Source organism: Geodermatophilus chilensis (assembly GCF_002802985.1).
Classification (GTDB): domain Bacteria; phylum Actinomycetota; class Actinomycetes; order Mycobacteriales; family Geodermatophilaceae; genus Geodermatophilus; species Geodermatophilus chilensis.
In genome coordinates this window covers 1-21,630 of sequence record NZ_NVPT01000046.1, presented here as the reverse complement: position 1 = coordinate 21,630, position 21,630 = coordinate 1, and the positions used below count along the sequence as shown (strand labels likewise).

12 protein-coding genes are annotated in these 21,630 nt (G+C 73.8%); 6 read left to right on the top strand and 6 right to left on the bottom strand.

All coding sequences use genetic code 11. The annotated features are described in order from the left end of the window. Window positions 1-38: 38 nt before the first annotated feature. From CNO22_RS09905 to CNO22_RS09885, 5 genes are all read right to left on the bottom strand, one after another. A complete protein-coding gene (locus CNO22_RS09905) occupies window positions 39-1,436 on the bottom strand; it encodes a neutral zinc metallopeptidase (RefSeq protein ID WP_100499212.1) in 1,398 nt (465 codons plus the stop codon). 215 nt (window positions 1,437-1,651) lie between these two features. Further along, the gene (gene glgB / locus CNO22_RS09900) at window positions 1,652-4,552 is read right to left on the bottom strand and encodes a 1,4-alpha-glucan branching protein GlgB (protein WP_100499211.1); all 2,901 of its coding nucleotides are present in this window, start codon (window positions 4,550-4,552) and stop codon (window positions 1,652-1,654) included. A gap of 50 nt (window positions 4,553-4,602) precedes the next feature. After that, window positions 4,603-5,976 carry a maltokinase N-terminal cap-like domain-containing protein gene (locus tag CNO22_RS09895; protein WP_100499210.1) on the bottom strand — a complete coding sequence of 458 codons (1,374 nt, stop codon included), beginning with the start codon at window positions 5,974-5,976 and terminating at the stop codon, window positions 4,603-4,605. Beyond that, a complete protein-coding gene (gene treS / locus CNO22_RS09890) occupies window positions 5,973-7,817 on the bottom strand; it encodes a maltose alpha-D-glucosyltransferase (protein WP_100499209.1) in 1,845 nt (614 codons plus the stop codon). The genes CNO22_RS09895 and treS overlap by 4 nt, the downstream gene beginning before the upstream one ends. Window positions 7,818-7,866: 49 nt before the next feature. Further along, window positions 7,867-9,894 carry an alpha-1,4-glucan--maltose-1-phosphate maltosyltransferase gene (locus CNO22_RS09885; protein ID WP_100499208.1) on the bottom strand — a complete coding sequence of 676 codons (2,028 nt, stop codon included), beginning with the start codon at window positions 9,892-9,894 and terminating at the stop codon, window positions 7,867-7,869. Window positions 9,895-10,077: 183 nt separating this feature from the next. Between CNO22_RS09885 and glgP the strand changes: the two genes are divergently transcribed. Both glgP and CNO22_RS09875 read left to right on the top strand, forming a co-directional pair. Further along, the gene (gene glgP, locus CNO22_RS09880; protein ID WP_100499207.1) at window positions 10,078-12,627 is read left to right on the top strand and encodes an alpha-glucan family phosphorylase; all 2,550 of its coding nucleotides are present in this window, start codon (window positions 10,078-10,080) and stop codon (window positions 12,625-12,627) included. A 124-nt stretch (window positions 12,628-12,751) separates the two neighbouring features. Further along, window positions 12,752-13,732: an FHA domain-containing protein gene (locus tag CNO22_RS09875; RefSeq protein ID WP_100499206.1), complete on the top strand. Its 981-nt coding sequence runs from the start codon at window positions 12,752-12,754 to the stop codon at window positions 13,730-13,732. A 157-nt stretch (window positions 13,733-13,889) separates the two neighbouring features. On the opposite strand, the gene glgX is transcribed toward CNO22_RS09875, so the two are convergent. After that, window positions 13,890-16,022: a glycogen debranching protein GlgX gene (gene glgX / locus CNO22_RS09870; RefSeq protein ID WP_100499205.1), complete on the bottom strand. Its 2,133-nt coding sequence runs from the start codon at window positions 16,020-16,022 to the stop codon at window positions 13,890-13,892. Between the two features lie 76 nt (window positions 16,023-16,098). Here glgX and CNO22_RS09865 point away from each other — a divergent pair, with 76 nt between their 5' ends. From CNO22_RS09865 to CNO22_RS09850, 4 genes are all read left to right on the top strand, one after another. After that, window positions 16,099-16,890 (top strand): ABC transporter ATP-binding protein, encoded by a 792-nt coding sequence (locus CNO22_RS09865; RefSeq protein ID WP_232806928.1) that lies wholly within the window; start codon window positions 16,099-16,101, stop codon window positions 16,888-16,890. 86 nt (window positions 16,891-16,976) lie between these two features. Next, complete coding sequence (locus tag CNO22_RS09860; protein WP_157936878.1) at window positions 16,977-18,632, top strand: hypothetical protein; 1,656 nt, start codon at window positions 16,977-16,979, stop codon at window positions 18,630-18,632. A gap of 212 nt (window positions 18,633-18,844) precedes the next feature. Beyond that, window positions 18,845-20,473 (top strand): glycosyltransferase family 39 protein, encoded by a 1,629-nt coding sequence (locus tag CNO22_RS09855; protein WP_157936877.1) that lies wholly within the window; start codon window positions 18,845-18,847, stop codon window positions 20,471-20,473. Window positions 20,474-20,617: 144 nt separating this feature from the next. Further along, the gene (locus CNO22_RS09850) at window positions 20,618-21,403 is read left to right on the top strand and encodes an enoyl-CoA hydratase/isomerase family protein (RefSeq protein ID WP_100499201.1); all 786 of its coding nucleotides are present in this window, start codon (window positions 20,618-20,620) and stop codon (window positions 21,401-21,403) included. Window positions 21,404-21,630: the final 227 nt, after the last annotated feature.

Below are 21,630 nucleotides of genomic sequence, written 5' to 3'. Positions count from 1 at the left end.
ACCGCTCGCACGCTCGCGGCGGGACCCTGCAGGGGGCCTCAGACCCCGACGTCGCAGGCGGCGGCGCCCTCGAAGAAGCCGCTGCGGAAGAGGTCCACCAGCTGGAAGCCGGTCAGCGAGACCTCGGGCACCACCGACGGGTCGGTGCCGTAGGTGAGCAGGAACTGCGCCGCCTCGTCGATGTCGCCGGGGGAGATGTCGGCGGCCTGCAGCTCGTCGTCGAAGAAGGCCGACGAGAACCAGCCGGTGAGGCAGATGGAGGACCGGATGGCGTCCTCGTCGTCGGTGGACAGCCCCAGCTGGTCGCGTGCGGCCAGCGCGTAGGGCAGCGACGCGGCGGTGATGACGGCGTAGTCGGCGCCGCCGAGCTCCTCGTAGGCCGGACCGACGAGGTCTTCGACGTCGTAGCCGACGAGGTCTTCGTCGGCGCAGAACACCAGGTCCAGGTCGTCGGCGGCGCAGTTCGGCGGGCTGCCCTCGAACGGCTCGAGCTGCGGCGGGGTGAACGGCTCGCCGAAGACCTGGTCGAAGGCGAGACCCCAGAACTCCGGGAGGGCCTCGGCCGCGATCTGCTGCGCCTCGCCGAAGGGCGCGTTCCCGCCGGTGGCGGCCTCGTCCGGGGTGGAGAAGGCGCCCTGGGTGTAGGGGCGCTGGGCGGAGAAGTTGTCGCGGCAGGCGGTCGGGCCGGCCTGGAAGCCCTCCTGGAACGCCGAGATGCGGTCGAAGTAGGACCCGTGCGCGGCCTCGGTGTTGATGCTGGTGCCCACGGGGTCGCGCAGCAGCAGGTAGCCGCGCAGCACCTCGTCGAGTTCCGGGGCGCGGATCTGCGTGTGCTCGCTCTGCCCGTCGGCCACCCACGCCGTCCAGGCGCCGGCGAAGCAGTCGGCCTGGGTCTCCACCGAGATGGAGTAGTCGGGGTAGCCGACCTGGCCCTGCACCGCGTGGCCGAACTCGTGCGCCATCACCAGCGCGGGGATGAACCGGCCGTACTGCTCGGCGAGTTCCTGCAGGAAGGCGCGGTCGTAGCTGATCGAGTCGGAGTTCGGCGCGTCCGGGGCCTGGCAGTAGAAGGCGTTGCCCTCGACGTCGCGCGGGTCCGAGCCGCAGCCGATGCCCCTGGGGAACTCGCCCGGGTCGACGTCGTTCGGGTCGACGCTGAAGTAGCCGCCCTCCAACGGCACGAAGTCCTGCCCGAACACGTCGGGGAACTGCTGGGCCCAGTAGCCCTCGAGGTCGGCCAGGGCGTTGCGCGCCAGGACGTCGATCGGGCCGTCGGTGGCGCCGACGACCTGCAGCTCGGCGGAGGGGATGTCGGAGGCCGGGGGCTGGGCGGCACTGGGGCGGCCGACGACGGCGACCGAGCAGCCGGACACCAGCAGCAGCGCGGCCGTGGCGAGCAGGACCAGAACCGCGCGGCGCGGGGAGGAGTCAGGCATGTCCCTCGGATCGTCCCATCGCGGCGACGCCGTCGCTCCCGGAGCGCCGCCGCCCGGCCGGCGGCCTCGTCCAGGGCACCGCCCCGAGCCCGGTGAGTCGCTGGAACGGCCACCTCTCAGGGGCCCGCTGGCCCCGTCCCGGGCCCCGCCCGGAGCCTGCGAAGGGTGGGGAGGACGGGGTCCTTCTACGAGGCGTGGGGGGAGGTGGTCCTGCTTCAGCCCTCGTGCACGAACCAGACGGTGCCCAGCGGCGGGACGGCGAGGGTCGCGGAGTACGGCTGGCCGTGCCACGGCTCCTCGACGGCCTCGACGCCGCCCATGTTGCCGGCCCCCGAGCCGCCGTAGCCCTCGGCGTCGGTGTTGAGCACCTCGCGCCACGTGCCCGGCCGCGGCAGGCCGACGCGGTAGCCGTGGTACGGGTTGTCGGAGAAGTTTGCGACACAGGCCAGCGCCGGGACCTCCGCGCCGCCGCCGTCCGCACCGTCCCCGGCGGTCGCCGGGCGCCCGTAGCGGAGGAAGGACAGCACGTTGCCCGAGGCGTCGTTCGCGTCGATCCACTGGAAGCCGGCCGGGTCGACGTCCAGGGACCACAGCGCGGCGGTCTCCTTGTAGCGGGCGTTGAGGTCGGTGACCAGCTGCAGGACGCCGCGGTGCGCGGGGTCGTCGAGGTGCCACCAGTCCAGCGACCGGCTCTCGGCCCACTCGGCGTCCTGGCCGAACTCCGAGCCCATGAACAGCAGCTGCTTGCCGGGGTGGGCCCACATGTAGGCCAGGTAGGCGCGCAGGTTGGCCAGCTGCTGCCACCGGTCGCCGGGCATCTTCCGCAGCAGCGAGCCCTTGCCGTAGACGACCTCGTCGTGGCTGATCGGCAGCACGTAGTTCTCGGAGTAGGCGTAGACCATCGAGAACGTCAGCTGGCCGTGGTGGTAGCTGCGGTGCACCGGCGCCTTGGAGATGTACGCCAGCGAGTCGTGCATCCAGCCCATGTTCCACTTGAAGCCGAAGCCCAGGCCGCCGAGGTGGGTGGGCCGGGTGACGCCGGGCCAGGCCGTCGACTCCTCGGCGATGGTCACCACGCCGGGGACCTCGCGGTAGACGGTGGCGTTCATCTCCTGCAGGAACGCCATGGCCTCGAGGTTCTCCCGCCCGCCGTGCACGTTGGGCACCCACTCGTCGCGCGAGTAGTCGAGGTAGAGCATCGAGGCGACCGCGTCGACGCGGATGCCGTCGACGTGGAACTCCTCGCACCAGTACAGCGCGTTGGCGACGAGGAAGTTGCGGACCTCGGAACGGCCGAAATCGAAGACGTACGTGCCCCAGTCCAGCTGCTCGCCCCGGCGCGGGTCGCCGTGCTCGTACAGCGGTGTGCCGTCGAAGCGGGCCAGCGCCCAGTCGTCCTTGGGGAAGTGCGCGGGCACCCAGTCGACGATGACGCCGATGCCGGCCTGGTGCGCCCGGTCGATGAGGTAGCGCAGGTCGTCGGGGCTGCCGAAGCGCGAGGTCGGCGCGTAGTACGAGGTGACCTGGTAGCCCCACGAGCCGCCGAAGGGGTGCTCGGCCAGCGGCATGAACTCGATGTGGGTGAAGCCGTGCTCGACGACGTAGTCGACCAGCTCGTCGGCCAGCTCGCGGTAGGACAGGCCCTGCCGCCAGGAGCCGGCGTGCACCTCGTAGACGCTCATCGGCCGCTCGTGCCAGCCCCCGCGGGCCCGCTCGGCCAGCCACTCGTCGTCGGCCCACTCGTGCCGGGACTCGGTGACGATCGAGGCGTTGAGCGGCGGGACCTCGGTCTCGAAGGCCAGCGGGTCGGACTTGTGCCGCCAGACGCCGTCGCGGCCGAGCACGTGGTAGCGGTACTTCGTGCCCACCGGGACGCCGGGGATGAAGACCTCCCACACGCCGGAGGACCCCAGCGAGCGCATCGGGTAGGCGCGGGCCTCCCAGTAGTCGAAGTCGCCGGTCACCCGCACGCCCTGGGCGTTGGGCGCCCAGACCGCGAAGGAGACGCCCTCCACCTGGCCGCGCGGGGTGTCGTAGCGCCGCACGTGCGAGCCGAGCACCTCCCACAGCCGCTCGTGCCGCCCCTCGCGGATGAGGTGCTGGTCGAGCTCGCCGACGGTGGGCAGCCAGCGGTAGGGGTCGTCGACGACGAAGGTGTTGGTGCCGCCCTGGCCGTCGCCGTAGGCCACCTCGACCCGGTAGTCACCGGGCTGCTTCGGCAGGTGGGCCTCGAAGACGCCGGCGGCGTGCAGCTGCCGGGTGTCGTACCGGGAGCCGTCCTCGTCGACGATGGTCGCCGCGACCGCGTCGGGGCGCAGGGTGCGGACCACCCAGCCTTCGCGGGCGGGGTGCGCGCCGAGCACGGTGTGCGGGGCGTAGGACCACCCCTCGACGACGGCGCGCAGCTGCTCCTCGCCGATCTCGGCGGGCGCCTCCTGCTGGGCCAGGCACTCCTCGGCGGGTTCCTGCCCCTCGGGGACGGTCGCCGCCGCCACCTCCGACCCGGTGCCGGTCGCGGCGTCCTCGGCGGGCCGGTCCTCGGCGGGTGGGTTCTCGGCAGGCGGGGCCTCCGCCGGCGGGTTCTCGGCCGGGGACGTGCCGCCGTCCTCGTCCGGCGCCTGCGGGGTGTTCGGCTCCGCGGGGTCCGGGTCCGGCGGCTCGGGCTGACCGGCCGGTGCGCCGCTCGGGCTGCCCGGCTCGGCGATCGGCGCCGGGGACACCACGGGCGTGGCGGTGCCGCCCTGCTCGGCGACGACGTCGCCCTGCGGGGCGGTCTTCTTGCGGGGCGCGCGCTTGGTCGCCTTCGCGGCGGGAGCCTCGCCGTCCGCCGCCGCCGTCTTCTTCGCGGCGGTCTTGCGGGCGGTCGTCTTCTTCGCCGCCGTGCCGTCAGCGGCGGTGGCCTTCTTCGCGGGTGCGGCCTTCTTGCCCGCCGGCGCCTTCTTCGCCGCGGCCCGCTCGCGCGCCGGGGCGGCGTTGACGATCGGTTCGCTCTCGGCCGCCTCTGCCGCGGCGGTCCTCTCCTCGACGACGGCCTGGAGCTCCTCGCGCGTGGCGGGCTGGCGCCCGTCGGCCGTGGGGGCGTCGGTGGTGCGTTCGGTCTCGTCCGGGGATGTCATCGCTCGCCGTCCTCTTCGGTGCCCGTGTGTCGGTGGTCGTGCCGCGCGCGTCAGTCCGCGGCCGTGAGCCGGGACAGCGACTGCAGCGGGATCATCAGCCAGTGCGGGCGGTTGCGCGCCTCGTAGACGCACTCGTAGACGGCCTTGTCCGCCTCGAACGCGCGGAGCAACGGGCTGTTGCCACACGCGTCCGTCCCGCTCGCGGCCGCGTAGCCCGCGCAGAAGGCGCTGCGGTTGCGCTCTGCCCACTCCTGGGCGCGGTAAGCGCGTTGTTGATCACCCGGCTGCTCGACGAGCATGTGCCGGGCGGCGTAGTCGAAGCTGCGCAGCATGCCGGCGACGTCCCGCATCGGGCTGTCCAGCTCGCGCCGCGAGGCCAGCGGCCGGGCGGGCTCGCCCTCGAAGTCGAGCACGATCCACCCGGTGGCGGTGCGCAGCACCTGACCCAGGTGCAGGTCGCCGTGGACCCGCTGGCGGACGACGGGCTCGGGGCTCTCGGCGACCGCCGCGTAGACCGCCCGCAGCCCGTCGGCGTGCTCGGCCAGCTGGGGCACGACCTCGATGGCGGCGTCGAGCCGCTCGTTCATCTGCCGGGCCACCGTGCCGAACCAGGCCGGGTCGGCCTGCTCGGTCGGCAGCACCTGGGCCATGTCGGCGTGCACGGAGGCGGTCGCGGCGCCCAGCCGCTCGCTGTCGGCGGCGAAGTCCCCGCCCACCTCGTCGGCGTGCAGGTCGCCCTCGGCGTAGAGGTCCCGCACGCTCGCGGTGGCCAGCCGCCACCCGTCACTGGCGTTGGGCACGAAGGTCTGCACCATGAACGCCGTGGCCGGAGGGGTGTCGGCGTCCCGGTCGTGGTCGATCTCGGCGTGGCCGAGCAGCGGCGCGATGTGCGGGTTGTCGGTCCGGCGCAGGGCGCTGTGGATCTCGACGTCCGGGTTCAGGCCGGGCTCGAGCCGGCGGAACAGCTTGAGGATGGCCTCCTGGCCGTACACCAGCGAGGTGTTGCTCTGCTCGGTGGAGACGATGTCGCCGGGGAGCCCGACAGGGATCTCCGCCCCCTCGCCCGGGACGAACCGCATCGGCCCGACCGTCGCCCCCTCGGCGAGGTGGGTGAGCCAGGTGGCGGTCGCCTCGCGGTCGCGCATCGCGTCGTAGGCGTAGTTCTCGCCGTTCTCGTGCGGGACGGTCCCGATGAGGGCCGCGGCCAGCTCCTCCACCGGGTGGTCGCGCCAGGACAGCGGTACCAGGTAGGTCTCGGTGGCGCCGTCGGTGTAGGTGACCGTCACCCGGTGGATCGAGAGCACGGGGTGGGACCGGTCGAGGAAGAAGCTCTCCTCCGCGACCTCGGCCCACTCCCGTCCCTTGCTGCCGAACCAGCGCTGGGACGGCATCCACTCCTGGAGCAGTCCGGTCAGGACGTTCATCGGGGTCCTCCCGTGTCGGCGGTGCCGCCCGCGGGCGGTTCCTCCCCGGTGCCGACGAGGCCTGCGGCCAGCAGGGCGTCGGCGACGGCGGTGTCGTCGGTCTCGGCCGGCTCCTCGACCGGCTCGGCCGGCTTGGCCAGCTCGAACCAGTAGAAGCCGTGGCCGGCGAGCGTGAGCATGTAGGGCAGGACGCCGATTTGCGGGAACTCCACCCGGCCGGTCAGCTCGATGGGGGTGTAGCCCTCGAAGCGGCGCAGGTCCAGCTCCACCGGCTGCGGGAACCGGGAGAGGTTGTTGACGCAGAGCACCAGGTCGTCGCCGAACTCGCGGACGAAGGACAGCACCGTCGGGTTGCGCGAGCCGATCTCGGCGAAGGTACCCAGACCGAAGGTCGGGTGCTGCTTGCGGACGTGGATCATCTGCCGCAGCCAGTGCAGCATCGAGTTGGTGTTGCGCAGCTGCGACTCGACGTTGGTGACCTGGTAGCCGTACACCGGGTCGGCGTTGAGCGGCAGGTACATCCGCTGCGGGTCGGCGGTGGAGAAGCCGCCGTTGCGGTCCGGCGTCCACTGCATCGGGGTGCGGACGCCGTCGCGGTCACCGAGCCAGATGTTGTCGCCCATGGCGATCTCATCGCCGTAGTAGAGGACCGGCGAGCCGGGCAGCGACAGCAGCAGCGCGTTGAACAGCTCGAGGGTGTCCATGTCGTTGTCCAGCAGCGGCGCCAGCCGGCGGCGGATGCCGATGTTGGCCTTCATGCGGGGGTCCTTGGCGTACTCCGCCCACATGTAGTCGCGCTCCTCGTCGGTGACCATCTCGAGGGTCAGCTCGTCGTGGTTGCGCAGGAAGATGCCCCACTGGCAGTTGTCCGGGATGTCCGGCGTCTGGGCCATGATCTCCGAGATCGGGAAGCGCTGCTCCCGCCGGACGGCCATGAACAGGCGCGGCATCACCGGGAAGTGGAAGGCCATCTGGCACTCGTCGCCGTCCTCGCCGAAGTACTCGACGACGTCGGCCGGCCACTGGTTGGCCTCGCACAGGAGCACCCGGTCGGGGTAGTCGGTGTCGACCACCTTGCGGACGTGCTTGAGCAACTCGTGGGTCCGCGGCAGGTTCTCGCCGTTGGTGCCCTCCTCCTCGAAGAGGTAGGGCACGGCGTCGAGGCGGAAACCGTCGACGCCCAGGTCCAGCCAGAAGCGCAGGGCGTCGATGATCGCCTCCTGCACCCGCGGGTTCTCGAAGTTGAGGTCGGGCTGGTGGGAGAAGAACCGGTGCCAGAAGTACTGCTTGCGCACCGGGTCGAAGGTCCAGTTCGACGACTCGGTGTCGACGAAGATGATCCGCGCGTCGGGGTAGCCGGTGTCGTCGTCGGCCCACACGTAGAAGTCGCCGTACGGCCCCTCGGGATCGCTGCGGCTCGCCTGGAACCAGGGGTGCTGGTCCGAGGTGTGGTTCATGACGAAGTCGATGATCACGCGCATACCGCGCGCGTGGGCGGCGGCGAGGAACTCGGTGAAGTCCTCGATGTCGCCGAACTCGGGCAGCACCGCGGTGTAGTCGCTGACGTCGTAGCCGCCGTCCCGCAGCGGGGAGGCGAAGAACGGCGGCAGCCACAGGCAGTCGACGCCGAGCCACTGCAGGTAGTCCAGCTTGTCGATCATGCCGCGGAGGTCGCCGATGCCGTCGGCGTTGCTGTCGGCGAAGCCGCGGACGAGCACCTCGTAGAAGACGGCGCGCTTGTACCACTCGGGGTCGGTGCCGGGGGCCGGTAGCGCCGACGGCACGCTGTGGGACCGGGCCTCGGCGCGGCCGGTGGTGGAGTCGGGGACAGGAACGGTCATCGCAGGTGGTCGCCCTCGGTTCTGCAGGGGGGAGCGGGGGAGGAGGCGGTCACGCCACCGGCGGCGGTACCTGGACCTGCCGGGGGTAGGTGATCGAGAAGACGTGCGCCGGCTCCCGGTAGGGGTCGAGCTCGACGTAGTTGAACTGGCCCCAGTTCCAGCTGTCGCCGGTCAGCTCGTCGGTCACGGTGAACCGCTCGTACCAGTCCAGGCCGAGCGCCGGCAGGTCCAGGGACGTCGTCCCGATCTGGGTGTGGTGGCTGGAGAGGTTCACCACCACCAGGACGGCGTCCTGCGAGCCGGGGTCGGTCTTGGAGAAGCAGATGAGGTTCGGGTTGTCCACGGAGTGGAACCGCAGCGTGCGCAGCTGCTGCAGGGCCGGGTGGGCGCGGCGGATCTCGTTGAGCCGGCGCAGGTAGGGCGCGAGGCTGCGCCCGGAGGACTCCGCGGCAGCCCAGTCCCGCGGCCGCAGCTGGTACTTCTCGCTGTCGAGGTACTCCTCGCTGCCGGGGCGCACCGCGACGTGCTCGAAGAGGTCGTAGCCTGAGTAGACGCCCCACGTCGGGCTCATCATCGCCGCCAGGGCGGCGCGGATCTTGAACATCGGCGGGCCGCCGAGCTGCAGCGACGCGTGCAGGATGTCCGGGGTGTTCACGAAGAAGTTCGGCCGCATGTAGTGGCAGTTGGCGGCCAGCTCGCGGCCGTACTCCTCGAGCTCCCCGCGCTCGGTGCGCCAGGTGAAGTACGTGTAGGACTGCGTGTACCCGATGCGGGCGAGCTGGTGCATCATCGCCGGCCGGGTGAACGCCTCGGCGAGGAAGAGCACGTCCGGGTCGGTCTCCTTGACCGTCCAGATCAGCCAGTGCCAGAAGTTCAGCGGCTTGGTGTGCGGGTTGTCGACGCGGAAGACCCGCACCCCGGCGTCCATCCACACCCGGATCACCCGCAGGCACTCGGCGTAGATGCCCTCGGGGTCGTTGTCGAAGTTGATCGGGTAGATGTCCTGGTACTTCTTCGGCGGGTTCTCCGCGTAGGCGATCGTGCCGTCGGGCTTCGTGGTGAACCACTCCGGGCGCTCCTTGACCCAGGGGTGGTCGGGCGCGGCCTGCAGCGCGAAGTCCAGCGCCACCTCCATGCCGAGCTCACGGGTGCGCTCGACGAAGGCGCGGAAGTCCTCCATCGTGCCGAGCTGCGGGTGGACGGCGTCGTGCCCGCCCTCGGCGCTGCCGATGGCCCACGGCGACCCCGGGTCGTCCGGCGCGACCTCGTGGGGGTTGCCACCGGGGTACTGCGCGGAGTTCGGGCCCTTGCGGTTGACCGTGCCGATCGGGTGGATCGGCGGCAGGTAGACGACGTCGAAGCCCATGTCGGCGATCGCGGGCAGCCGCTCGGCCGAGGTCGCGAACGTGCCGTGGGTCGGCCGGCCGTCGACCACCGGGCCGGTGGAGCGGGGGAAGAACTCGTACCAGGAGCCGAACAGCGCCCGGGGGCGGTCGACCCACACCTCGTACTCCGGGCCGGGCGTGACCAGCTCGCGCACGGGGTGGTCGTGCAGGTAGCGCTGCAGCGCCTCGGCCAGGGCGGGGGCGACCCGGGCCGGCAGCTCGCAGGAAGTGTCGCGCAGCGCGGCGGCGGCCTCGGTCACCCGCTCGCGCCAGTCGTCGTCGGCCTCGGCGGCCACCCGGTCGAGCAGCCGGGCGCCCTCCTCCAGGTCGTTGGCGAGCTCCTCGGCGCCCTGCCCGGCCGCCATCTTCACCTCGACGGCGTGATGCCAGGTCGACAGCGGGTCGCTCCAGGCCTCCACCCGGCAGGTCCACCGGCCCTCGCGGTCGGGGACGACGGTGGTCAGCCACCGGTCGGGCTGGTCGCCGAAGCGCTCCATGCGGTTGAACGGTCCCCGGGTGCCGTCCGGGGCCGTCCACACGACGTCCGCGGCGACGGCGTCGTGGCCCTCGCGGAAGACGGTGGCGGTGATCGGCAGGTGCTCGCCGACCACGGCGCGCGCGGAGAACGCGCCGCAGGACACGACGGGGGCGACATCGGTGATGCCGAGGCGGAGGTCAGCGCGGCCAGTCATCCCGGCCACGCTATCGAGGGCGCGTCGGGTGAGCACATCGGCCGCCGTCGCCTGGCGTTCGCGGTGGGCGACTGGTGGGACGGGAGGGTGACCGGGGCGTCGGCTGGCCATGGCTCATCCTGGCGCTTCGGGCGCTGCGCCGCTGTGGCGGCTGGGAGCCCGGTCCGTGGATAGTCTCGGCCCGTGCGTGCTCTCCGCCGGTTCACCGTCCGGGCCTCGCTCCCCGAGGAGCTGATGCCGCTGTCCCAGCTGGTCACCAACCTCCGGTGGTCCTGGCACGCCGAGACCCGGGACCTCTTCGAGGCCCTCGACCCGGAGCTGTGGCGGACCTGCAACGGCGACCCGGTGAAGGTGCTGGGCGAGGTCTCCGCCGAGCGGCTGGCCACCCTGGCCCGGGACCGCCGCTTCGTGCGCCGGCTGCAGGACGTCGTCGACGACCTCGAGGAGTACCTGTCCGCCCCGCACTGGTACCAGTCGCTGGGCGAGGGGGCGCCGGAGACGGTGGCCTACTTCTCCGCGGAGTTCGGCATCACCGAGGTGCTGCCGCAGTACTCCGGCGGCCTGGGCATCCTCGCCGGTGACCACCTCAAGGCCGCCTCCGACCTCGGCGTCCCGCTGGTCGGCGTCGGGCTGCTGTACCGGGCCGGCTACTTCGAGCAGGGCCTGTCGGCCGACGGCTGGCAGCTGGAGCACTACCCGTCGCTGGACCCGCACGGTCTGCCGCTGAAGCTGCTGCGCCAGCCCGACGGCACCGCCGTCGTCATCAACGTGCCCCTGCCCGAGGGGCGCACCCTGTTCGCGCACGTGTGGCGGGCGCAGGTGGGCCGGGTCTCGCTGCTGCTGCTCGACAGCGACATCGAGGAGAACGCGCCGGCCGAGCGCCTGGTCACCGACCGGCTCTACGGCGGCGACGAGGACCACCGGCTGCGCCAGGAGATGCTGCTGGGCATCGGCGGCGTCCGGGCGCTGCGGGCGTACTGCCAGCTCACCGGGACGCCGGCGCCGGAGGTCTACCACGCCAACGAGGGGCACGCGGGCTTCCTCGGCATCGAGCGGATCCGCGAGCTCACCGAGTCGCACGGGCTGTCGTTCCCCGAGGCGCTGCAGGCGGTGCGCTCCGGCACGGTCTTCACCACCCACACGCCGGTGCCGGCCGGCATCGACCGCTTCCCGCGGGCGCTGATCGAGCGCTACTTCGCCGGCTTCGGCGTCCCCCTGGACCAGCTCATCCCGCTGGGCGCCGAGGAGGACCCGGCGAAGTTCAACATGGCGCACATGGGCCTGCGGCTGGGCCAGCGCGCCAACGGCGTCAGCCGGCTGCACGGGCACGTGAGCCGCTCGATGTTCCGCGGCCTGTGGCCGGGCTTCGACGAGTCCGACGTGCCGATCAGCTCCATCACCAACGGCGTGCACGCGCCCACCTGGACCGCCCGGGAGCTGGTCGAGATGGGCACCCAGTCCTCCAGCCAGGGGAACCCGGTCGCGGCTCCCGGCCCGGTGCACTTCGACGGCGTGGACCGGATCCCCTCCGACGTCCTGTGGAGCACGCGCCGGGCGCTGCGCTCGCGGCTGGTCGAGGAGGTGCGCCGGCGGCTGCGCGAGACCGCGCTCTCCCGCGGCGCCGCGGAGTCCGAGGTGGGCTGGACCGACAGCGCCTTCGACCCCGACGTCCTCACCATCGGCTTCGCCCGCCGGGTGCCCTCGTACAAGCGGCTCACCCTCATGCTGCGCGACCCCGAGCGGCTGCGGGCCCTGCTGCTGGACCCCGAGCGCCCGGTCCAGCTGGTCATCGCCGGCAAGAGCCACCCGGCCGACGACGGCGGCAAGCAGCTGATCCAGCAGATGGTGAAGTTCGCCGACGACCCGGAGATCCGGCACCGGATCGCCTTCCTGCCCGGCTACGACATCGGCATGGCCCGCTACCTGTATTGGGGCTGCGACGTCTGGCTGAACAACCCGCTGCGCCCGCTGGAGGCGTGCGGCACCTCCGGCATGAAGGCCGCCCTCAACGGTGGCCTGAACCTCTCCATCCGCGACGGCTGGTGGGACGAGTGGTTCGACGGCCAGAACGGCTGGGCGATCCCCACCGCCGACGGGGTCGCCGACCCCGAGCGCCGCGACGACATCGAGGCGCGGGCCATCTACGAGCTGCTCAGCACCCAGGTGGTCCCGCGCTTCTACGAGACCGACCGGCACGGCGTCCCCGGTCGCTGGGTCGAGATGGTGCGGCACACGCTGCGCGAGACCGGCCCGAAGGTGCTGGCCACCCGGATGGTGCGCGACTACGTGCAGCAGCTGTACGTGCCGGCGGCCCGATCGTCCCGGGCGATGGCGGAGTCCGGCTACGGCGTGGCCCGCACCGAGGCCGGCTGGCGCGCGCGGCTGCTCGACCACTGGGGCACCGTGCGGGTCGCGCACGTCGAGGCCACCGGCGCCGGCGACACCCCGGAGATCGGCTCGACCCTCAAGCTGCGGGCGGAGGTCGAGCTGCCCGGGCTCACGCCGTCCGACGTCGAGGTGCAGGCTGCCTACGGGCGGGTGGACGACGCCGACGGCCTGCACGAGCTCACCACGCGGCCGATGACGCACGAGCACACCGAGGGGTCGCGGCACTGGTTCACCGCCACCCTGCCGCTGGAGCGCACCGGCGCCTTCGGGTACACGGTGCGCGTGCTGCCGCACTCGGAGCACCTGGCCGACCCCGCCGAGCTGGGCGTCGTCGCCACCGCGTAGCAGCGGAACCCGTCCTCCCCACCCGCCACGCGGGTCGCACCGGTCTCCGGCCGGTGCGACCTGCCCGGCGTGGCGGGGAGGAGCGACTCACCCAGTCGGGTGAGTCGCCTCTAGGCTGGACGCCATGCCCGACCGCTGTGAAGTCCTGCCAGGCGACTCCGTCGTCGCTCGACGCGGAGGCGGCCTGCTGTGGGTCGACGCCCCCGGCTCGCCGGCCCTGGTCGCCGCGCTGCACGCGTGCCTGGGGGTGTCCGGTCCCGGCGCGGAGCGCGTGCTCGGGGCGGTCGCCGGTCAGGTCTCCGCGCTCGGCGGCGGCTCGGCGTCCTTCGCGCTGGTCCTCGTCGACACCGCGGGGGGCTCGGGCACCGGGGTCGCGCTGTGGTGCGGCAAGGGCCAGCCGGCGGTGGACGGCGTCCCGGTGTCGGGCTCGTCGGTCGACGGCTGCACCCTCGCCAGCGGCTTCCAGCTCGGCCAGACCCTCTACGTCGGCCCCGGCCAGCCGGTGCCCACCATGCCTCCGGGGGTCGCCTACGACCTGGTCGAGGGCACCGTCCCCGGTTCGGGCGCGATGCTGCAGCTGGCCGCGGTGGCGCACCCGTCGTCCGCCGCCGCCCCGCAGGCCCAGGCGCCGTCGTTCACCGCGGGCTCCGACGCCGGCTTCGGCAGCGCCGACTCCTCGGGTTTCGGCGCGACGGCCGCCCCCTCGCGGCCGCAGGAGGAGGACGGCGAGGCGACCGCCTTCTGGAAGCCCGAGGCCGCGCCCGCGCCGGTGCTGCGCTTCGACGACGGCCTGGTCGTGACCGTCGACGAGGACCTCGTGCTCGGCCGCCGTCCGGACAACCACGAGCTGGTCACCGCGGGCTCGGCGCGGCCGGTGCCGATCGCCGACACCCAGAACGTGCTCTCCTCGGCGCACGCCGCCATCCAGCGCAACGGCCGCGAGGTCTCGCTGGTCGACCTCGGCTCGCTCAACGGCACCCACGTCGCCGGCCCCGAGGCCACGGAGTGGACCCAGCTCGAGCCCGGTGTCGCCCACCCGCTCTCCGACGGCGACCGGCTGCTGCTGGGCTGGACGGTCATCACCTTCGAGCAGCAGCCCGACTGAGCTGAGCAGACGAGAGCCCCGGTCCGCGCGGACCGGGGCTCTCTGCGTCTCGCGGGAGTCGACCAGGCCGGCCATTGCCGGCGTTCCTCGCGCTCTGCCAGGGCTGCAGCACCCGCGAGGCACGAGGAACTCCGGCAATGCCCCTGGCCGCGGTGCGTCACGGCCTCCGGAGCACTCGCAGCAGCCAGACGCAGCGGGCCGGCACCTCGATCGGGCCGGGCGCGACCACGGTCGGACGCGGGGGCGCTCCGGTGGCCCACTCGGTGGAGACGACGAACTCGTAGCCGTCGGCCCACGGGGCGCCGGGCAGGTGCACGGCGACCGGCTCGGCGCCGGCGTGCAGCTGCACCAGGTAGGAGTCGTCCTGCACCGGCCGGCCGCGCTCGTCGCGGTGCCGGATCCCGCGGCCGTCGAAGTACATGCCGACCGTCTGCAGGTCGTTGTCGAACCAGTCGCGGGTGTCCAGCTGCGCTCCGCCCGGGGCGAACCAGGCCAGGTCGCGGGTGCCGCCGGTGTCGGCGAGCTCGTGGCCCTCGAAGAAGGCCTCCTGCCGCAGCACCGGCGACTCCCGGCGCAGCCGCAGCAGGCGCGCGACGAAGGCCCGCAGGTCCTCGTCGACGTCGGCCCAGTCCAGCCAGGAGATCTCGTTGTCCTGGCAGTAGGCGTTGTTGTTGCCGCCCTGGGTGCGGCCGAGCTCGTCACCGGCGGTGAGCATCGGGACGCCGGTCGACAGCAGCAGCGTGGCCAGGTGGTTGCGCACCTGGCGGGCCCGCAGCGCGGTGACCTCCGGGTCGTCGGTCGGGCCCTCGACGCCGCAGTTCCAGTTCCGGTTGTGGCTCTCGCCGTCCCGGTTGTCCTCGCCGTTGGCCTCGTTGCGCTTGTGCTCGTAGGTGACCAGGTCGGCGAGGGTGAACCCGTCGTGGGCGGTCACGAAGTTCACGCTGGCGAAGGGGCGCCGGCCGTCGGAGCGGTAGAGGTCCGACGAGCCGGTCAGCCGGTAGGCCAGGTCGCGCACCCCGACGCGGGCGCCGGACCACACGTCGCGGACGGTGTCGCGGTAGCGGCCGTTCCACTCGGTCCACAGCGGCGGGAAGTTGCCCACCTGGTAGCCGCCGGGGCCGACGTCCCACGGCTCGGCGATCAGCTTGACCTGGCTGACCACCGGGTCCTGGTGGACGACGTCGAAGAACGCCGAGAGCCGGTCGACGTCGTGCAGCGAGCGGGCCAGCGCCGCGGCGAGGTCGAAGCGGAAGCCGTCGACGTGCATCTCGGTGACCCAGTAGCGCAGCGAGTCCATGAGCAGCGCCAGCACCTGGGGACGGCGGACGTCGAGGGTGTTCCCGCACCCGGTGTAGTCCTGGTAGCGGGAGGGGTCGCCCTCGCGCAGCCGGTAGTAGCCGCCGTTGTCGATGCCCTTGAACGACAGCGTCGGGCCGGTGTGGTCGCCCTCGGCGGTGTGGTTGTAGACGACGTCGAGGACCACCTCGATGCCCGCGGCGTGCAGCGTCTTGACCATCGCCTTGAACTCGGTGACCTGCTGCCCGGCCGTCCCTGCGGAGCTGTAGGCGGCGTGCGGGGCAAAGTAGCCCAGCGTGTTGTAGCCCCAGTAGTTGGTCAGCCCGCGGCGCGGCAGGTGCGGCTCGCTGACGAAGTGGTGCACCGGCAGCAGCTCGACGGCGGTCACGCCGAGGGCCTGCAGGTGCTCGACGAAGGCGGGGTGGGCCAGCCCGGCGTAGGTGCCGCGCAGCGCCGGGGGGACGTCGGGGTGGCGGATGGTCGCGCCCTTGACGTGCACCTCGTAGATGACCGTGTCCGACCAGGGGGTCGCGGGGGAGCGGTCGCCGTCCCACGGGAAGGAGTCGCGGACGACGACCCCGCGCGGCACGTACGGCGCGGAGTCGCGCGGGTCGGGGCCCTCGCCGCCCTCGTACCGGAAGCCGAACAGCGCCGGGTGCAGCGACTGCGCGCCGTCGACCGCGCGGGCGTAGGGGTCCAGCAGCAGCTTGGCCGGGTTGTACCGCTGCCCGGAGCTGGGGTCCCAGCCGCCGTGCACCCGGTAGCCGTAGCGCTGGCCGGGGCCGACGCCGGGCAGCCGGCCGTGCCAGACCTGGTGGGTGTTCTCCCGCAGCCGGTGCCGGTGCTCGGTGCCGTCCTCGTCGAACAGGCACAGGTCGACCGCGTGCGCCCCGGCCGACCACAGCGCGAAGTTGGTGCCGGTGCCGTCCCAGTGGGCCCCCAGCGGGGCGGATCGACCGGGCCACACCTCGTACTCGTCCGGACTGCTGCGCACGTCGGCGATCCTGTCAGCCCCGGCCCGCTCGGGGTCGCAGCGGCGCGGGTGCGGTCCGGGTTGGTTGGATGGGCACGTGTCGAGCGATCCGGTCGTCGAGATCCAGGGTGTGGACGTCGTCCGGGGGCAGACCCACCTGCTGCGCGGCGTCGACTGGACGGTCGAGGCCGACCAGCGCTGGGTGGTCCTCGGTCCCAACGGCGCGGGCAAGACGACGCTGCTGCAGCTGGCCGCGGCGCAGCTGCACCCGACCCGCGGCGTGGTCACGCTGCTCGGGGAGACCCTCGGCGCGGTCGACGTCTTCGAGCTGCGGCCGCGGATCGGGCTGACCAGCGCCGCGCTGGCCCAGCGGATCGAGCCCGGTGAGCGCACCGGCGACGTCGTCCTCTCCGCCGGGTACGCGGTGGTCGGCCGCTGGCGGGAGCGCTACGACGTCCACGACCTCACCCGCGCGGCGATGCTCATGCAGCAGTGGGGCGTGACCCCGATGGCGCACCGCCCGTTCGGCACGCTGAGCGAGGGCGAGCGCAAGCGGGTGCAGATCGCCCGCGCGCTCATGCCCGACCCGGAGCTGCTGCTGCTCGACGAGCCGGGCGCGGGCCTGGACCTCGGCGGCCGCGAGGACCTGGTCAGCCGGCTGACCGACCTCGCCCGGTACGCGTACGCCCCGGCACAGGTGCTGGTGACCCACCACGTCGAGGAGATCCCGCCGGGCTACACGCACGCGCTGCTGCTGCGCGGCGGGGAGGTGGTGACGGCCGGGCCGCTGGAGCAGGTGGTCACCCAGGAGGCGCTGTCGGAGACCTTCGGGCTGGCGCTGCGGGTGCAGCGCGCCGACGGGCGCTGGACCGCCCGCCGGGCGGCCTGATGGAGGACCCCGTCCTCCCCACCCTCCGCAAGGGGCCCAGGACGGGGCCGTCAGGCACCCCGGTCCGCCGGCTCCGCCGCCCGTCGGTGCCCGCGGTCGTGGCCGGCGTCGCGCTGGCCCTCGGGGTCGCCGTCCAGCTGCTGCCGCTGGTGCTGTTCCCCACGGTGCTCAGCCAGGACGGCCCGGCGCACGTGGCCGGCGCCTGGGTGCTGCTGCACTCCGGGGACGACGGCCCGACCGGCGCGGTGCTGGCCGAGCACTACCGCGCCGACCTGTCGCCGGTGCCCAACATGCTGGCCACGCTGCTGCTGACCGCCCTGCTGCCCCTGGCCGGTCCGGACGGCGCGGAGGCGCTGCTGGTCGCCGGGCTCGTGCTCGGGCTGGTCGGCGCGCTGGCCTGCGCGGTCCAGGCGCTCGACCGGCGGGCGTGGTGGCTGGCCGCGGCGGCGCTGCCCCTCGCCGGGAGCCACCTCGTGACCTACGGCTTCTACAACTTCGTGCTCGGGGTGATCGGGGCGCTGCTGGTCCTCGCGCTGGCGCTGCGCCGCCGGGACGGGTGGCCGGTCCCCGCGGCAGCGGGCCTGGCCGGGCTGCTCGTGCTGACCTGGACCGCGCACCTGCTGCCGTGGGTGTTCGCGGCCGGCAGCGCCCTGACGCTGGCCGGGGTGCGCGCCGCCGGTGCCGTCCGCGGCGGGCAGCCGGTGCCCGCCGCGCTCGGTCGGCACGCCGTCCCGGTGCTGCTGGCCGTCCTGCCGTCGGCAGCGCTGACCGCCCTCTACCTCGCCACGGGGGAGGGGCCGCCGGCCGAGGGCGAGGTCGGGCCGTCGTGGGCGCGGCTCGGGGCGCTGCTGATCGGGCTGCGGCCGTTCGTCACCGGCTGGGGCGCGGAGCTGCTGCCGGCGCTGCTCACCGTCGTCGTGCTCGCCGTCCTCGCCGCCGCGGCGCTGCGGCGGGCGTGGCCGGGGGGTCCCGGGCTGGGACCGGAGCGGATCGCGCTCGGGCTGCTGCTGGCCGGCGTCACGGCGGTCTACTGGCTGACGCCGGACCGGCTGGGCGAGGACTTCGGCTTCCTCGCCGCCCGGCTGGCCTGGTTCCCGCCGCTGCTGCTGGTGCTGTGGGCCGCCACCCGCGCCCCGGGCCCGCGCGCCGGCGCCGCCGCGGCCGTGCTCCTGGTCGCCGCCGCCTCGGCCGCCGCGTTCACGCGGCTGCCCGCGCAGTCCACCGCGGCCGGCGAGGTGGCTGAGCTGCTGGCGCTGGCCGAGCACATCCCGCCGGGCTCGACGATCGCCGTCCTGCAGTACGACCGCTCGGTGATCTCGCCCGGCACCGGCTTCCCCGACCCGCTGCGCCACGAGTCCAGCCGGCTGGCCATCCGCGCCGGCGGTGTCGACCTCGGCCACTACGAGGCGGTGCACGACTACTTCCAGGTGCGCTTCGACGGGCCGCCGTACCTGCGGCAGCGGCTGGACGTCGACCCGCAGCTGCGCGGGCTCGAGCGCATCCCGCCGGTGGTCGACCTGCCCGCGGTGCGCGGTGACCTCGACGCGGTCGTGGTGCTCGGCCTGGACCGCGCCCACCCCGGCGTGCGGCGGGCCGCGGGCACCCGCGCGGTCACCGCAGAGCTGTCGGCCCACTACACACAGGTGGCGACCTCGCCGTCCGGCCTGGGGGTGCTGTGGCGCGCCGACCCGGCGTCCGGTCAGACTGCGGGGGGCGGCAGCGCGGCCGCCCCGACGGGCTGACCCCGGGTTCCGATCCAGGAGCGCCGGGGTATCGACGTCCCGCCGTGCCGGAACCACGGGCGCGGCGGCCCAGGACCCGGGAGACCGGGAGAGCTTCGGAGGACGCGTGCGCAGGCCACTGCCGGGGACCGGCTCCACCGTCGACGTCGGAGCGGGGCCCGCCGGGTCCGCCGTCTCCGGGGCCCCCAGGTGGCTGCCCCGCCGTTCCACGCGTGCTGCCTAGGCTCGGCGGCGCGCAGGCCGCTCCCACCTCCCCGGCACCGCTCCGCCCGGCTCGCCGGCCCGGCCTGTGGACCCGCCTCGGTGAGCGGGCCGGCCAGCCGTGGCCGGTCGCCGTCCTGTCGGTCCTCCTCGGCGGCCTGGTCGCCGTCGGAGTGGTCGCCCGCTTCGTCGCGCCGCCGGAGCTCTGGCTCGACGAGGCGCAGAGCGTCGCGATCGCCCGCCTGCCGCTGCCCGAGCTGTTCGCCGCGCTGGAGGAGGACGGCTCGCCGCCGCTGTACTACCTGCTCCTCCACGCCTGGACGGCGCTGTTCGGCACCAGCGCCACCGCGGTGCGCGCGCTGTCGGGGGTCATCAGCGTCCTGACGCTGCCGCTGGCCTGGGACGTCGCCCGCCGGCTGGCCGGCCGCCGCACGGCGGTCGCGCTGGTCGTGCTCCTGGCGACCTCGCCCTTCCTGATCCGCTACGCCAGTGAGACGCGGATGTACGCGCTGCTGGTGCTGCTGACGGTGCTCGGCATCGGCGCGGGCGCCGCCGTGGTGCGCCGCCCCGGCGCCGGGCCGGTCCTCGCGTTCGGCACCGTCACCGGCGCGCTCCTGCTGACGCACGTGTGGGCCTTTCACGTCGTCGCGGTGAGCGGGGTGCTCGCGCTCGCGGCGCTGCCGTTCAGCCGCGGGGTAGCACTGCGAGTGCTCGCCGGGCTGGCTCTCGGCGGGCTGCTCTTCAGCCCCTGGGTGCTCTCGTTCCTCGTGCAGCTGGCGCACACCGGGACGCCGTGGGCCGCCTCGCCCGGCTTCGCCGTGCTGCCCGTGGCGCTGGAGGCATGGCAGGGCGGCGGCCAGGTGCGCGCCCACGTCCTCGGGACGGCGCTGCTGCTGGTGGCCGCCGTCGGCCTGCTCGCCGCGGCCGCCCCGCGCCGCCCGGGCGAGCGGACGGTGGTGCTGTCCCTGCGGCCGCGCCGCTCGCGCCTGGTGCTGCTGGCCCTGTCGCTGGGCACGCTGCTGGTGGCCGGCGAGGTCAGCCGGCTGACCGGCACCGCGGTCCACGACCGCTACACCAGCGTCGCGGTGTCCGCCTTCCTGGCGCTGGCCGCCCTGGGCGTGGCGGCCCTGCCGGGCACCACCGTCCGCGCCGCCGTGCTGGTGGGGCTCGCCGGCCTCGGGCTGGTCACGGCGCTGCCCCAGCTCGCCACGCCCCGCACGCAGGCGGGGGAGATCGCGCGGGCGCTGGACGACGCGGCCCCCGGCGACGTCGTCGTCTTCTGCCCCGACCAGCTGGGGCCCGCGGTGGAGCGGCTGATCCCGCCGGAGCGGGGGCTGTACCTGGTCGTCTACCCCGACCTGCGCCCGGCCGACCGGGTCGACTGGACCGACTACGAGGCCCGCATGACGGGCACGCCGTCGACCGCCGTCGCCGCCGACGTGCTGCAGCGCGCCGGCGACGGGTCGGCCGTCTGGGTGGTCACCGGGCCGGGGTACCGCGTGCCCTCGACGCAGCGCTGCGGCGACCTGGTCGACGCGCTCGAAACCGCCCGCGGGCCGGCCGAGCTCGTCGTGGCGCCCGACCGCGGCATCCCGGAGGACAGCCGGCTGCAGTACCTGCCGCCGGTCGGCGTCCCCTGAAAGAGGACCCCTCTGCCCCCCACCACTCGCAGGCTCGCGGCGGGGCCCTGCAGAGGGGCCGCGGTCCCCCCGCCACTCGCAGGCTCGCGGCGGGCCGCTGACTAGGGTGCGGACGACGACGTCGTCCACCGCCAGGAGGTCTCCGTGGCACAGCCCGAGTTCGTGACGCTGCAGGTCGAGGACGGGGTGGGGACCATCCGCCTCGACCGGCCGAAGATGAACGCGATCAACGAGCAGCTGCACCTGGAGGTGCGCGCCGCGGCGCTGGATGCCAGCACGCGTGAGGACGTGCGCGCCGTCGTCGTCTACGGCGGGGAGCGGGTCTTCGCCGCCGGCGCGGACATCAAGGCCATGTCGCAGCTCGACGGCCGCAGCATGGTGGCCTGGGGCCGGGAGCTCACGAACTCCTTCACCGCCGTCCAGGAGATCCCCAAGCCGGTCATCGCCGCCATCACCGGCTACGCGCTCGGCGGCGGCTACGAGCTGGCCCTGTGCGCAGACTTCCGGATCATGGGCGCGGGCGCGAAGGTCGGCCAGCCGGAGATCCTGCTCGGCATCATCCCCGGTGCCGGGGGCACCCAGCGGCTGGCCCGCCTGGTCGGCCCGGCCAAGGCCAAGGACCTGGTCTTCACCGGCCGGCACGTCGGCGCGGAGGAGGCCCTGGAGCTCGGGCTGGCCGACGCCGTCGTCCCCGACGCGGAGGTGTACGACACCGCCGTCGCCATGGCGCGCAAGTTCGCCGCCGGGCCGCCGCTGGCGCTGGCCGCCGCCAAGAAGGCGATCGACGAGGGCCTGGACCGGCCGCTGCGCGAGGGTCTGGTCCTGGAGAGCCAGCTGTTCGCCGAGCTGTTCGACACCGAGGACCAGCAGACCGGCATGCGCTCGTTCCTGGAGCACGGGCCCGGCAAGGCCACCTTCTCCGGGCGCTGAACCCCTCCCGGGTGGGGTGACCCAGGTCACCCAGACCCCCGGCGGGTGGGCCGTTACCCGGCGGTAACCTCCACTATCGGAGCAGGCGGGCGCTGGCCCGCGCCCCTGATCGCGAAGAGGTGGGTTGACGATGGACATCGTCGTTCTGGTCAAGCAGGTCCCCGATTCGGGGAGCGAGCGCAACCTGGACCCGGCGGACAACACCGTCGCCCGGGGGAGCGCGGACA

Coding starts and splice junctions, on each gene's coding strand:
- CNO22_RS09885 (WP_100499208.1), bottom strand. CDS start 9,894: ATGACTGGCCGCGCTGACCTCCGCCTCGGCATCACCGATGTCGCCCCC.
- treS (WP_100499209.1), bottom strand. CDS start 7,817: ATGACCGTTCCTGTCCCCGACTCCACCACCGGCCGCGCCGAGGCCCGG.
- glgB (WP_100499211.1), bottom strand. CDS start 4,552: ATGACATCCCCGGACGAGACCGAACGCACCACCGACGCCCCCACGGCC.
- CNO22_RS09905 (WP_100499212.1), bottom strand. CDS start 1,436: ATGCCTGACTCCTCCCCGCGCCGCGCGGTTCTGGTCCTGCTCGCCACG.
- CNO22_RS09895 (WP_100499210.1), bottom strand. CDS start 5,976: ATGAACGTCCTGACCGGACTGCTCCAGGAGTGGATGCCGTCCCAGCGC.
- CNO22_RS09875 (WP_100499206.1), top strand. CDS start 12,752: ATGCCCGACCGCTGTGAAGTCCTGCCAGGCGACTCCGTCGTCGCTCGA.